Source organism: uncultured Ruegeria sp., from assembly GCF_947504215.1.
Lineage (GTDB): Bacteria > Pseudomonadota > Alphaproteobacteria > Rhodobacterales > Rhodobacteraceae > Ruegeria.
Genome location: NZ_CANNGO010000001.1, coordinates 289,562 through 302,854, shown reverse-complemented (window position 1 = coordinate 302,854; position 13,293 = coordinate 289,562). Strand labels below are relative to the sequence as shown.

Here is a 13,293-nt window from a genome sequence, read left to right as displayed (position 1 = left end):
TTACAGTTGGTCGCAAAGGTGAATTTCGAGGAGGCTCATTGTTGGGCCTCCTTTCGTGTTTACAGCGGGAGTCGATTGACCCGCGCCTAAGCGCCGTATGCTCTTATTTGGGCTGGCAGCCTTAACTTCAGAGAGCAAGAAGTTTGTTCCGATCATTCACGCGCTTTCGTTTTCCGGGATCAAATCAATGTAGGTTGAAACATCTTCTTCCGAAACGCAGCCCCTGGAAGTTAGTAATTCCAGACACTTCAAAGCCAAGTCATAAGACTGAACCACAGCATCTGCGGAAAGGCACAAGTGTTTTAGCTGACTATCACTGAACGTGCCCGGCGCCGACAGATCTTTGATATAGATAACATCTCCATCAATAGCCTGCGATCCTTGATACTTCTGACTTAACCTGCCAGCATAACGACTGTTTATGCGCATCGATTTGGTGAAAAGTGTCTTCAGATAGGAAAACCCCATGTTTCTTAGAAGACTATCAATTTCCCCAAACATTGGTTCTGCCTGATAGATGCGAAGGTATCTAACTTCTGGGATTATCATTATCGCGTTCTGCAAAACGCGCTTTCCACCCAGGATGATCTCTCGCTCAAAGCCTTGCACGTCGATTTTGAGGATATCGCCATCTCTTAGACCTTCGACTTCATCCATACGATGCAAGTCGACATCCACCTTGTTTATGATCCGCAATGCCCTCTTGAAGCGCCCCAGATACTGCAGGGATGGTTCATATGGTGAAAGTACCGAAGTAAAACCGCCAGAACGATAGATATTGAGGGTCCGCGCTGTTCCGTCACCCAATGCCATACAATAGTACTGCGCGTTTTCGAGTTCTATTTGTTCAAGTTTTTTGAAACTTTCAGGGTCGGGTTCAAAACCCGAAAGCTTGCAGAGCTGATTTTCGAGCAGGTTTTGATACAGCGGTCTCTCCAGGGGCCTGGCTCCAACATCGATCACATGTAGAGGTGCTTCGGTGTCAAAGCACCGGACAAGGTGCCTCCAACGAGCTAGGTTTTTCTCGTCCATTTACTGTAGGCCAATTCAGTTGATTTGCGTCGAAGCCAACTAGTAGGAATACGGGCGTGGGACGCAATAACTTTATTCTAGCTGATCGAGAAGGCGCAAAAGAAAATGAGCCATATGCCGTGCGGGCATATGGCTCAGATACAGGGAGAGGTCAGTGGACAGATATCGGGGATGATTCTCTGACCTCCTACGGTAACGAATCCAAGTTAGCTCAGGACTTGTTCTTGGTATGTGAAGCAGTTCACACGCGGTCAGATCAGGTCGGAATCTGCCAATTCGCGTAGGGCGTCGAAATCCTGTATCAGCAAGCCACCCCTAGAGGCTTCAACGACATTGTCACGTTTCCATGTGGCAATTGTCTTGGACACGGCCTCACGTGTTGCTCCAACGAATTCAGCCAACTCGCTTTGCGACAATGTGATACGTTCAGTTGGGTCGTCCTGCAGGCCGGACAAATGCAGGAGTTTCCGAGCCAGCCGTATTGGCATCGGCAGAAAGACCTGCTCGTTGAGTTGCGATCCCATCCACCGCATCCTTAAACCGGCGAGGCGGACCATATCTACAGCCAGATCAGGGTGTCGGCGGATTTGGTTCATGACGTCGCTGCGACGGACACGCAGAACGCGCGAGGGCTCTGCGGCCGCGACGGTGGCTGTGCGAGGACCGCTGTCGAACAAAGCAATCTCGCCAAACACTTCGCCGGGACGCATCAACGTCAGCGTCAGCTTTCTGCCGCTCATCGCGAGAAACGAAACTTCGAGCGTGCCGTCCAAAATGGCGTACAACGCGTCGCCTTCGTCGTCTTGTTCGAATAGAATTTCGCCCTGAGCCAAAGAAATTTCGGATGCTTGATCGGCAAGCATTTCTCTCAGCCCGTCGGATGCTTCGGACAGGAATCCGCTGGTTGGGAAGGCCGTCATTCGGGCGCTGTTCTCCGGAATTGGATGGTGAGTGGTGAGTCAAGGTTTCACAGCTTGAAGGCTAAGCCAAGGTTTTTTGTCTGATTTTTGTTAATCTGCGGCCAATTGCTGATGCAATCCGCCGTTCGGGTCAGTTTTGGCTATTGGTGGTCGGGATCGTCCATGAAGTTTTGCAGCAGATTGAACTGCAACATCAGGAAAATCATCAATGCGATGGGGAACCCAAAAGTTTCGATCTTGACCCACAGATCAGTGGACAATGTTCTCCAGACCAATTCGTTTGCCACCGCTAATACGACGAAACAGGCGCAGAGGCGCCGGGTCAGGATCATCCAGCCTTCGTGGCGCATGGGCAGCATCTCGTCCAGCACGTAGGCCAGATAGGATTTCTTCTGTAGCAGACCGATACCCAGGATCAGCGCGAAAAATCCATAAACCAGCGTCGTCTTCATCTTGAAGAATCGCTCGTCGTTGAACCAGGCTGTGAGGCCGCCAAAGAAGATCACCATGAAAGCTGTGAAGATCTGCATTCGACTAAGCTTGCCAGTCAGGAACCAAAGAACGCCCATCGCGCCCAACATCAGCGGAACAAAGATAATTGTCGCAACGATAAAGCCAGAATACTCGGTATTGCCGAATTGAAAGCTGTCATCACGCAAGCGCAGGTAGATGAAGAAAAACGCCAAGGGTGGACCCAATTCCAGGGCCTGCTTCAGAAACGGATTGATTTCTCTTTTGTCGGTCATGCTATCGCCCTGCTACTTACCCGCCCATTTCAACTATTACAGCGCCGAGTGCAATCAATGCCATCAGCGCAATACGCCTTGGACCGACGGTTTCTTTCAAAACGAGCCACCCGATCAAGGCTGCGAACACCGTTGACGTCTCGCGCAGCACAGCCGCTTCTCCGACCTTGTCCAGACGCGTGGCCAACATGATCGCCCCGAAAGACAGCGGAGCAATGATGCCCCCTGCGAGACCGCGCAACATCAGCGGTCCGATGGTAGGGCGATGGATCATGGCGCGCCACCTGAAGAACGCATAGATCGGCATAGCTGCCCCATCTATCATAAAAAACCAGGCCAGGAAGGTGAACGGATCAGCCGTGGCGCGGATGCCGTAAGCATCATAGGTGGTGTAAATCGCAACGAACAAACCCGTGGCCAGTGCTAATACCAGCGCGACACCCAGTGTGTCGCGGTCGGTTTCCAGGAAGCGAAGGTTATAGGCGGCCAAGCCAAATATGCCGGCCAACAAGACTGCAACGCCGAACCATTGCAGACCGGTGAAGACTTCTCCGAACAACAAATAGGCTCCGATTACCGTGAATAGCGGGCCGGTTCCGCGGACGACCGGATAGACGACGGTATAGGAGCCCTTGGTATAGGCCATGGCCTGAAGTGTTTTGTAGGCGATGTGGATCAGCCAAACCATTGCAAAGATCGGCCACATATAAGGTTCCGGCCATGGCACCACCAAGAAAGCAAAAGGCGCGGCCATCAGGCAATAGCAGGCGTCGATTGCACCGCGTGACAGCCATGGGTCGTGACGACCCTTTTGCAGCGCACCAAATACGGCATGCAGGAAGGCTGCCATCAGGGCGAGGCCGAGGGCAAGTTGGTGACCTGCCTCGGTACCCTCCAGAGAAATCAGCCAGTCGCTCAAGCCTCGGGGCTTTCGCTGGCGCAGAGGCTGGGGGGCTGTCTGCCCCCCAGACCCCCCGAGGATATTTGAAGCCAGATGAAGATGTGGATCAGCTCTGTTCCAGGCCCGTCAAGGCGGCGGCGAATTCCTCTGGGTCAAATGGGGCCAGGTCGTCGATCTGCTCGCCCACGCCGATGGCATGGATCGGCAGGCCGAACTTGTCAGCCAGCGCCACCAGCACGCCACCCTTGGCCGTGCCATCCAGCTTGGTCATCACAAGGCCCGAGACATCGGCCAGATTGCGGAAGGTTTCGACCTGGTTCAGCGCGTTCTGACCGGTGGTTGCGTCCAGTACAAGCAGGGTGTTGTGCGGGGCGGTATCGTCGACTTTACGAATGACGCGGACAATCTTGGCCAGTTCTTCCATCAGGTCGGCGCGGTTTTGTAAACGGCCGGCGGTGTCGATCATCAGCAGATCAGCGCCATCTTCCTGCGCTTTGCTCAGGGCATCAAAGGCAAGCGATGCCGGGTCAGAGCCTTCGGGCGCTGTCAGAACCGGAACGCCAGCGCGATCACCCCAAACTTGCAACTGTTCGACTGCCGCTGCGCGGAATGTGTCGCCAGCGGCAATGACCACCTTCTTGCCAGCCGATTTGAATTGGCTCGCCAGCTTACCAATCGTGGTGGTTTTGCCCGAGCCGTTAACGCCGACGACTAGAACCACTTGCGGGCGTTTGGAGTAAATCGGCAGAGGTTTCGCGACCGGTTCCATGACACGGGTGACTTCCTGCGCCAGCAACTGCTTGATTTCACGCGTTGAAAGTTTGCGGCCAAAGCGACCCTCGGCCATGTTGGCGGTGACACGCAGGGCGGTATCGACGCCCATGTCAGATGCGATCAGCAGCTCTTCGAGTTGCTCGAGCATGTCATCGTCCAGTGTGCGTCGAACTTCGGTGGGGGTGTCGCTGCGAGCAAACAGGCGACCCAGTACTCCCTTGGAACTCGGCACTTCGGGCGGTGGCGCTGCAGGTGTGGGGTCCGCTGGGATTGGAGAGGGCGTTTCAGCCGGCTGCGGGACCGGCGCGGGTTCAGGGATCTCGGGGACGGGGTGCGGTTCGGGTTCGGGTTCCGGGATAACCGGATCCGGGGTTGTGGTTTCCTCGCCGCCATCCTCGACAATCGCGTCGAGCCCTTCTTCAAGGCGCGATGAGGATTTGAACAGCTTGTCCTTCAGCTTTGAGAAAAACGCCATCTTTGGTCTCCGCAGGTGTTCCCCTCACCTAATGCGGATTGACGGCAGTTGCAAAGGGTCACGAAAAGGCGATCAGAAAGCCAGCTTGTGCGCCCCAGTAAAGCGGCCAGACCATATAGGGCGTAAGCTTAAGCGCCGGATGATCTTCGGGCAGAAGGAATTTCTCGGTCGCCAGGATCAAATCCGATGCAATGAAGGCTATGGCAGCAGGTAAGGCCCATCGTAGCGCGCCGGTTTCGGGCAGGGCCAGAACCGTTACACCCATCCCGAGGATGATCGGGATGTAGGCCAATACCGGTCCTTTGAGATCCCCCGCACGCGGTGTGAGCAGTGTCGCCATTACAATCCCAAGAGTGATGAGGGACCAGAAGACTGCGGGTGATGCCAGGATCAGTGAAGGATCGCTTGCAGGGTGCGTCAGGAACAAAGCGATATAGGCCAGATGCCCGGCGGCGAACGCTGCGATCCCGGCCATGAAGGTTGTCTCTGTCTCTCGCGATAGCAAGGCGTCGCCCACGGAACACAAAGCCAAAGCAAGGACCAGCATCCAAGGGGTGGACAGCATCAGCGCGACTAATGCCAGTATGGCAACCGACGACGTTTTCAAAACGGTGCGAATGGGGCTCGCGGCGCGTGCTGTAAGGGCCAGATAGGCCAAGGCGCATCCGAAGGCGGCCCAGAATAGGATTGTCGTCATGTCAGGTCCCGATCAAATACTGTTCTTAGCCATGTCACTTCGGTTCCAGATTGGGCGCAAGCAGTGACGTTGAGGCAGTCAGTTGTGCGCGCCACGATGTCAAAGCTTGTATGGCGCGGGCGCACCGCATCTGACAAAATGCAGGCATGTTGAGATGTCTGATGATTCCGTTGGTGTTTTTGGGCAATGCAGCCGCAGCGCAGCCCCCGTTGTCCGGCTCAGAATTTGATAACTATACGCGCGGTAAGACGCTGTACTATGGCAATGATGGCCAAGTTTATGGGGTTGAGCGGTATTTGCCCAATCAGCGCGTTATCTGGTCCTTCCTTGACGGCAAGTGCCGCGAAGGCATCTGGTATCAACAAGGTGAGCAAATCTGCTTTATTTATGAGGATCGTCTGGACCCTCAGTGTTGGGTGTTTACGCAGTCAGGCGGCGGCTTGATCGCCCAGTTTGAAGGCGACCCGGAGGCAACCGAACTGTACGAAGCGGATGACATAGGCGAAGAAATGATCTGTTACGGGCCTGAGGTTGGGGTCTGAAACCGGATCAAGTCACCTTCAGGTCGTCATAGCTGATCATGACATGTTCGTGGAATGCGCTTCGTTGGCTCAGTTCGTCGTAATAGCGGCGGATATTTTTCAGAGATGCTCTTGGAATTTCAATATCGTAGTAGCGGAAAAGTATGTGGCCAAGTTGAATGTCAGCCAGTGTCAGGTCGGGCCCGGAGATGAACTGGCTCTGCATCAGTTTCGAATCCGCGATTTTCAGTTTGCTTTCGAGCGCGTTGACAGCAGCTAAAATGGCACTTTCGTCCCGTGCCGAATGAGCCGTTCGAACGATGCGCCAGAACACTGGAACTGTGAACGCCATCGCGACATTGATCTTTGCCCATTCAGCCCATTTGTCCACCTCGGCCCGCTGAACAGGGTCCTTTGGCCAGAACGTATCGTCCCCGTATCGGGCGGCAAGGTAGCGCAGGATCGCACCGGTTTCCCAAATCGGTGGGGTGTCGCCGTCCTGCAAAACCGGAATGGTCTGGTTTGGGTTCAAGTGTTTGAACGGTTCGGTGTCCAAGCCACCAAAGTGATGTCCTAAATCATGGCGTCGATATTCAAGGCCAAGTTCACCAACACACCACATCAGGGCCTGAACATTCGATGATGTTTTGCGGCCCCAGATGGTCAGCATGGCTTAGAACAACGACCCTTGGTCAGGGGTGTCCTGTTTGGTTTTCCTGGCGGGCGTTTTGCCAGTCGCGCCGGTTTTCAAACGACCATCGGAGAATTCGATTTCCAGAACCGAATGCTCTGCGGCTTGTGACCTGGTTGTCATCACCTCGCCGTTGGCATGGACAACAGCGTAGCCGCGCTCCAGCGTTGCTTTGTAGCTGAGTGTTTCGCGCAGGCGGTCCGTTGCCTCAAGCTGCTGGCGCAATCGGTCCAGTCGCGTGGTTTGTGCGATGTTGAGCCGTTCGGTCAATCGGGACAAAGTCTCGCTACGGGCTTCGAGTTCACGTTGGATCGGGCGTAAAGACAGGCGTGACGACAAGTTGCGCCAGCGGTCGCGCCGTGTTTCCACCAGTCCGCGCAATGTCGAAGGGCGCAGGTGCGCGGACGCATCCAGCAGTTTGACTCGGCGGTTCTGTACACCACGGATGAGCGCATTGGGGAGCCGTTCTGACACCTGATCCAGCCGCTGACGCGGCGTGTCCAGCAGCGTCTCGGCCCGCGGGAGGGCGCGAGACAGATCGCGCAAACGCTGGGTCCGGCGTTGGACCGCATCGGTGGCTGCCCGCGACAGGCGAGCGCCTTGTTCGCCGGTCCAGGCTAGCAACTCAATGCGCACTGGCACCGCCAGTTCGGCCGCCGCCGTGGGCGTGGGTGCGCGACGGTCCGAAACAAAATCGATCAGCGTTGTATCCGTCTCATGTCCAACGGCCGAGATCAACGGGATGTCCGACGCTGCCGTAGCACGGGCCACCGCTTCTTCATTGAATCCCCAGAGATCTTCGATTGATCCGCCGCCACGTGCAACAATGATCAGGTCGGGACGTGGAAGCGCCCCGCCGGATGTAAACTGGTTGAACCCAGTTATTGCGTTCGCGACTTCGGGTGCACAGTTTGAACCCTGAACGGCCACTGGCCAGATCAACACCTTACGGGGAAAACGATCTCGTAGGCGGTGCAGGATATCCCGGATCACCGCGCCAGATGGCGAAGTCACAACGCCTATAACTTGCGGCAAATAGGGCAGGGGCTTTTTGCGTTCCTGCGCAAACAAACCTTCGGCCTCAAGCTGTTTTTTGCGCTTTTCCAACAAGGCCATCAACGCGCCTTGCCCGGCGACTGCAACTTCGTCGACATTCAGGTTGTATTTCGACTGCGCCCCAAATGCGGTCAGACGACCGGTTACTACAACTTCCAGCCCTTCTTCGGGAACAACAGACAGGCCGGAAACTTGCCCTTTCCAAGTGGTGCAGGCCAGAACGTTCCGATCATCTTTGACGTCGTAATACAGATGCCCGGACCGCGCTTTGAACACGCGCCCAACCTCGCCCCGCACGCGGATTCGCCCGAACGAGCCTTCGAGCGTACGTTTCACCTCGCCTGAGATTTCCGAGACGGTGTATTCGGGTGTGTTTTGGCCCGGAACCGGGTCGTCAAGCAGGTCGGACATTTCAGCGCCTTGTGTCAAATGCGTGCCCAGCTTAGAACGCCCGGAAGGCAAGGCCAAGCAGATCGGAGCGCATTCATGAATATCCTCATTCTCGGCAGTGGTGGGCGCGAGCACAGCCTGGCCTGGGCCGTGTTGCAAAACCCTAAATGTGACCGCCTCATCGTGGCGCCGGGCAATGCCGGGATCGCCCAGATTGCCGATTGCGCGGCGCTGGATATCGAAAACGGCGGTGCGGTGGTCAGCTTTGCGGAAGAAAACGCGATTGATTTTGTCATTGTAGGCCCCGAGGCGCCATTGGCTGCGGGTGTTGCAGATCGTCTGCGTGAAGCCGGGGTGTTGGTTTTCGGACCCTCGGCAGAAGCGGCGCAATTGGAGGCTTCAAAGAGCTTTACCAAGGAAGTCTGTGATGCGTCGGGGGCACCGACAGCGGCGTATGCGCGATTTACCGAAGCTGGGCCTGCTAAAGCCTATATTCGCGAACGGGGCGCGCCGATTGTCGTCAAAGCTGATGGTCTGGCTGCAGGCAAGGGCGTGATCGTGGCGATGGAGGAACAGGACGCTCTGGACGCGATAGACGACATGTTCGGAGGGGCTTTTGGCGGTGCCGGGGCTGAGATCGTGATCGAAGAGTTCATGGACGGCGAAGAGGCGTCGTTGTTTGTGCTCTGCGATGGCGAGGAGATTCTTTCGATCGGAACCGCTCAGGACCACAAACGCGTCGGTGAAGGTGACACCGGACTGAACACCGGCGGCATGGGCGCCTATTCCCCCGCGCCGGTATTGAGTGCTGATATCGAGGCGCGCGCGATGGAAGAAATCATCCGGCCCACCATGGAGGAAATGAAGCGCCGGGGTATGCCGTTTCAGGGTGTCCTGTACGCGGGATTGATGATCAGGGACGGCCAGCCCCGTTTGGTGGAGTACAACGTTCGTTTTGGTGACCCGGAGTGTCAGGTTTTGATGATGCGCTTGGGGGCGCAGGCGATGGATCTGATGCATGCGGCAGCTGAGGGACGGTTAGGCGAAACGCAGGTCAACTGGGCGGATGATTATGCAATGACGGTGGTCATGGCTGCCAACGGGTATCCGGGATCCTATGAAAAAGGGACTTTTATCAAAGGTCTGGATTGTGTTCCTGAAGACAGCAGAAACATGGTTTTCCATGCAGGGACCAAGTCTGTTGATGGTCAGATCACCGCCTCAGGCGGGCGCGTGTTGAACGTTACCGCACGTGGTGAGACCTTGAAGCAAGCACGCGACCGGGCTTACGCGATGGTTGACGGGATCGATTGGCCGGACGGGTTTTACCGACGCGACATCGGCTGGCGAGCGCTTTGATCAAAAAGCTCCCGTGCCCTTGCGCCGCATCTTAGATGCGTCTCAACAGGCCTTGGGCCGGGCAGCCCGCTGTCGCGGGCTGCGGCAGTACTATTGTGAACAGGCCATGTGCTGATCCATAGCTGCGGGCGAAAACGGGCCGAGTTGGTTTTTTACCCAACCGTTCGCGTAGCGCACACTGAAAATGTTGCGCCAATCTTCACTGGCCACAATGAGTTCCGGACCTGATCCGCATTCCCGGATGCCACCGCTTATGAAGTCCTCCCCGATCCGATGATTGGTGAGGCCGGGCAGGGTGGCGATTTCGGTCAATTGCTCGCTTTCAAAGCGCCAGATTCGCAAGGTCTTAGCCAGATGAGGGCGGTCGATATAGGCGACTTCAATATGACCATCACGGTCCAGATCCGCCGCGCCGATCGGGGCGAGCCAGCGAAAGCGTGTGCCAATATGCGGGGTGGCGGCAATCTTCTGCCCCGAGGCGTCATAAATCGCCAGCTGAGCGCCTTCTTGAGCTTGAGATTCCACGACGACTACTTCGAATTTGCCATCGGAATCTACGTCCGTGAGACGTGGAGAGAGATCTTCGAATACCCGATCTTCTGGAAGGCGGATAGTCAGGACCGAATGATCTTGGGCAGCATCAGTTGCCTGTGTCTGTTTTGACCGTTGGGTCTGGACCGTGATTTCCAGCGTGCCGTATTCGATATTATCACCCAACACACCATGTGCGTATCGGGTGGTCGGTTCTGTGAAGCGTGCGGATATGATCGTGTCAGCCGCTGACGTTGGCCCTATTGTTGACAACCAAACGCTTGATGCCAGCAGTGCGCCGCGAGCCCGGCCCAGCCACCGGCGAGCGCGCGTGTGCGGCGCTTCAAGATGCATCAGATCTGTTTTTCGGGCATCTGCACAACCAGACCGTCCAGCGCATCCGTGACCTTGATCTGGCAGGTCAGGCGCGACCGGGCCGGGTCCGGCTCATAAGCAAAGTCCAGCATGTCTTCTTCCATGTCATCTTTGTCGGGAATTTTCTCGACCCAGTCTGGGTGGATATAAACGTGGCAGGTCGAGCAGGCACAGGCGCCGCCGCAATCGGCTTCGATGCCGGGGATGTTGTTGTCACGGGCCCCTTCCATGACGGTCAGTCCGCTGGCGACTTCGACTGTGTGTTCGGTACCGCCATGCTCGACATAGGTGATCTTTGCCATTGCGTGCGTCTTCCTTCTGCGATGTTCGAACTCTTCCTTAGTCAAGGCATTTAGGTCTTTCCAGTCTCATTTGCGACTCATCTCGCCGGGTCTGGACTTTCCTTCTGTTTGTTCCATATTTGTTCTTTTCTCATCGTCCCATTTCGCGCGTTTCCCGAAATCGCGGCCTGCCTATTGGCTGGGCGCACGCCCAAAGGGGCGTTTGCAAATGCCGCAGTTTGGTGCGCGACCTACGAACCTTTCCCCTGCGCGCTATTGGCGCGCGTTTCGCAGATCGTGAATTTGCGCCAATGCTGCTTCGATCTTCAGCAGGATCAATGCCTCACCAATTTCCGACGAAGCAAGGTCAGGCCGGCCGTCAAATCCCGTATACCAACCCGGCGGAATTGGCAGAGGAGTACGGTTTGCTTCATCCGGTTTAACGAAAAGAATCTCAGACGTGTCGCGAAGCCCGGCATGGGTTCCGATCTGTTCCTTGTCGAATCCCAAGTTTTCGAGATACGCGATTTGACCGTTCCTGTCGTAATAGTCGGAGATGTGACGCACAACGACGCCAGCAGAAGCAAGTTCAAGGGTCATTGTGTCGGCAACACGGGATTGAGGGGCCTGATTTCCGCCGCTATCTCCGATGAGGAGAATTTCATTAAACCCGTGCACAGCAAAGCTCCGAACCGAGGCTTCAAGCAGTTGTTCAAAAACAGGTTCTGGCACAGAAATGGTTCCGGGCCATTTCATATGACCAGTCGGTTCTGCGCCGACATCACCTTGCGGCACATAGGGTATCACAGGCGCGATCAGTGTATTTCCTAACCTGTCGGCAATTTTCTTACTGGTATGCGCTACAACAAAGTTGTGCCTACCAAGAACGGTGTGAGGCCCATTCTGTTCTGTGCCGCCGGTCGGGATAATGACCGTTTTATACCCTGCTTCCAGCGCGGCGTGGACTTCTGGCCACGTCATTTCTTCCACGAACAAGCGATTGGATTGGAATGTCGAGGATGCAACCCGAAAGTAGTTCAAGCTTGCGAGGGCCAATGCCGCAAATACCAAAAGCGAGATGTTTCTGGTAGACAACGACCGACGCATGCAAAACCCTTCTGATCCTGTTCTGTGAAATAGCACTAGCCGGTCATCATTCTTTGTGCCAGTCATCATCAGCCGAGACCAGTTGCGCCCGTGTTGTCATACGGCAAAATACATGTCGGGTGAAACGTGCATGCGCGATGATCCAAGTGACGTTGGAAGAAACCGAGAATATTCGGCCCGATCCAGACGTTTTGTTCGGTGCAGAAAGGGATGCGAGGCTTGCTAGGCCGGTGGTCAATGTAGCTCTCGAAGAATTCTCTGATAGGTTTCAGCTGGTGATTCCACATGTTGGGGTGACGCTGTCCAGTGTCGATCGATTTCCAGTTTTCCCACTTTAAGAATCTGCTCTGCGACTTCGGGCGGGGTGGTGCGATCGATGGATCCAGACGCCCAATCGTGAAGGGCGGTTGAATATCGCACGACAGCGCCGCTGCTTGGCAGAACAACCGATCCGCCTTCAGCGAAGAACTTCAGGCCATCGCCCATCTCTTCCCCTACAAGAACGAGATTGCGTCCTAAGCGGTGCTTTAGAATAGCCGCAAAAACAATTGCGGCAGAAAATGTGAATTTGTCGACAAGGACTGCGCAACGGCGCTTGTTCGAGCTTTCTGCGATTGCATCAATTAAAGGCAGGGTTTTCAGGAAATCTCCCCCAGTGTTTCCCCTGACGTCGATTAGCAGAGGTACGGCTGCATAGCTTCGTAGTCGAGCTGCTGCTTTCGCGATTGATCTGGATAGTTGGTTGTCGTCTGTTTCCAGAAAACTGGGTAGGCACACAGAGAGCCCGATCCCGGGCCATACCGCGATATCGGCGAGGGTTTTGAAATCCCACACCGGATCCATCTGTCCATGCTCATTTCTCGGATACAATTGCGACGCAGGAACAATGTTCGAGTTGTCCACGACCATAGTATCGGCTTGCCCTTCCGCGTCTTGCATTAGGTAAATTGTTGTATCGCCGGCCGAAGCAGCCCCCAAATGAGTCAGGGCCAGTGGCCACGAAAGCAAGATAGGGCCAATTACGCGTTTCCTTTGCGGCGTCCCGGCAAGATAACTTTGCGCGGCCGCTTCAACCTGTTCGACCGGAATGCCATTGACGGCAATCAGCTTTCTGATTGGGCTGTTGCTGGGAACCGCCCCAGATTTCGTCAGGAATACAGATTTCCCGACGGTCACGAACCGAAGCGGCAGCACCGAGATAGCATCATTTGGGATAAGGCGCGTGTGTCCATTCGCCGGTAGTGCCAGCAGACGCATTGCTGAAAGCAAGAACTCGCCCTCTTTCTCGGCCAATGCGTCCAGTCGCACGTCCCGGATACAGGCTTCGACAATACTTGGTTCGACCGCTTGAAAGCTGGGGTCGATTCGGACGACCACGTCCAGAATTTGTTCAAGGTCTTCAACCAACGACACGGTTCAGACTTAAAGCAACGAAGA

At 55.5% G+C, this 13,293-nt stretch carries 14 protein-coding genes; 2 read left to right on the top strand and 12 right to left on the bottom strand.

What is annotated here, in order from left to right; genetic code table 11:
- Nucleotides 1-156 precede the first annotated feature (156 nt).
- The 6 genes from Q1B21_RS01460 to Q1B21_RS01435 form a co-directional block, all read right to left on the bottom strand.
- A complete protein-coding gene (locus Q1B21_RS01460) occupies nucleotides 157-1,032 on the bottom strand; it encodes an FkbM family methyltransferase (protein WP_299885066.1) in 876 nt (291 codons plus the stop codon).
- A 251-nt stretch (nucleotides 1,033-1,283) separates the two neighbouring features.
- A complete protein-coding gene (locus tag Q1B21_RS01455) occupies nucleotides 1,284-1,952 on the bottom strand; it encodes a Crp/Fnr family transcriptional regulator (RefSeq protein WP_298932623.1) in 669 nt (222 codons plus the stop codon).
- Between the two features lie 140 nt (nucleotides 1,953-2,092).
- Nucleotides 2,093-2,698, bottom strand: coding sequence for an inner membrane-spanning protein YciB (locus tag Q1B21_RS01450; protein WP_299885060.1), 606 nt, complete (start codon nucleotides 2,696-2,698; stop codon nucleotides 2,093-2,095).
- Nucleotides 2,699-2,714: 16 nt separating this feature from the next.
- Nucleotides 2,715-3,617 (bottom strand): EamA family transporter, encoded by a 903-nt coding sequence (locus tag Q1B21_RS01445; protein ID WP_299885057.1) that lies wholly within the window; start codon nucleotides 3,615-3,617, stop codon nucleotides 2,715-2,717.
- 88 nt (nucleotides 3,618-3,705) lie between these two features.
- A complete protein-coding gene (ftsY, locus tag Q1B21_RS01440; protein ID WP_299885054.1) occupies nucleotides 3,706-4,848 on the bottom strand; it encodes a signal recognition particle-docking protein FtsY in 1,143 nt (380 codons plus the stop codon).
- 58 nt (nucleotides 4,849-4,906) lie between these two features.
- Nucleotides 4,907-5,545: a lysoplasmalogenase gene (locus Q1B21_RS01435; RefSeq protein WP_299885051.1), complete on the bottom strand. Its 639-nt coding sequence runs from the start codon at nucleotides 5,543-5,545 to the stop codon at nucleotides 4,907-4,909.
- A 161-nt stretch (nucleotides 5,546-5,706) separates the two neighbouring features.
- Here Q1B21_RS01435 and Q1B21_RS01430 point away from each other — a divergent pair, with 161 nt between their 5' ends.
- A complete protein-coding gene (locus tag Q1B21_RS01430) occupies nucleotides 5,707-6,087 on the top strand; it encodes a hypothetical protein (RefSeq protein WP_299078265.1) in 381 nt (126 codons plus the stop codon).
- Between the two features lie 7 nt (nucleotides 6,088-6,094).
- Here Q1B21_RS01430 and Q1B21_RS01425 read toward each other — a convergent pair whose 3' ends face one another.
- Both Q1B21_RS01425 and xseA read right to left on the bottom strand, forming a co-directional pair.
- The gene (locus Q1B21_RS01425; RefSeq protein WP_299885048.1) at nucleotides 6,095-6,736 is read right to left on the bottom strand and encodes a glutathione S-transferase family protein; all 642 of its coding nucleotides are present in this window, start codon (nucleotides 6,734-6,736) and stop codon (nucleotides 6,095-6,097) included.
- A 3-nt stretch (nucleotides 6,737-6,739) separates the two neighbouring features.
- Nucleotides 6,740-8,224 carry an exodeoxyribonuclease VII large subunit gene (xseA, locus tag Q1B21_RS01420; protein WP_299885045.1) on the bottom strand — a complete coding sequence of 495 codons (1,485 nt, stop codon included), beginning with the start codon at nucleotides 8,222-8,224 and terminating at the stop codon, nucleotides 6,740-6,742.
- A gap of 75 nt (nucleotides 8,225-8,299) precedes the next feature.
- Here xseA and purD point away from each other — a divergent pair, with 75 nt between their 5' ends.
- Entirely contained in the window at nucleotides 8,300-9,562 is a 1,263-nt protein-coding gene (gene purD / locus Q1B21_RS01415; RefSeq protein WP_299885042.1) for a phosphoribosylamine--glycine ligase, read from the top strand.
- Between the two features lie 90 nt (nucleotides 9,563-9,652).
- Here purD and Q1B21_RS01410 read toward each other — a convergent pair whose 3' ends face one another.
- From Q1B21_RS01410 to Q1B21_RS01395, 4 genes are all read right to left on the bottom strand, one after another.
- Complete coding sequence (locus Q1B21_RS01410) at nucleotides 9,653-10,447, bottom strand: VCBS repeat-containing protein (protein ID WP_299885039.1); 795 nt, start codon at nucleotides 10,445-10,447, stop codon at nucleotides 9,653-9,655.
- Nucleotides 10,447-10,770 (bottom strand): 2Fe-2S iron-sulfur cluster-binding protein, encoded by a 324-nt coding sequence (locus Q1B21_RS01405; protein WP_298932607.1) that lies wholly within the window; start codon nucleotides 10,768-10,770, stop codon nucleotides 10,447-10,449. The genes Q1B21_RS01410 and Q1B21_RS01405 overlap by 1 nt, the downstream gene beginning before the upstream one ends.
- A 252-nt stretch (nucleotides 10,771-11,022) precedes the next feature.
- Complete coding sequence (locus Q1B21_RS01400) at nucleotides 11,023-11,856, bottom strand: creatininase family protein (RefSeq protein ID WP_299885036.1); 834 nt, start codon at nucleotides 11,854-11,856, stop codon at nucleotides 11,023-11,025.
- A 234-nt stretch (nucleotides 11,857-12,090) separates the two neighbouring features.
- Nucleotides 12,091-13,269, bottom strand: coding sequence for a peptidase S41 (locus Q1B21_RS01395; RefSeq protein WP_299885033.1), 1,179 nt, complete (start codon nucleotides 13,267-13,269; stop codon nucleotides 12,091-12,093).
- Between the last annotated feature and the right edge of the window lie 24 nt (nucleotides 13,270-13,293).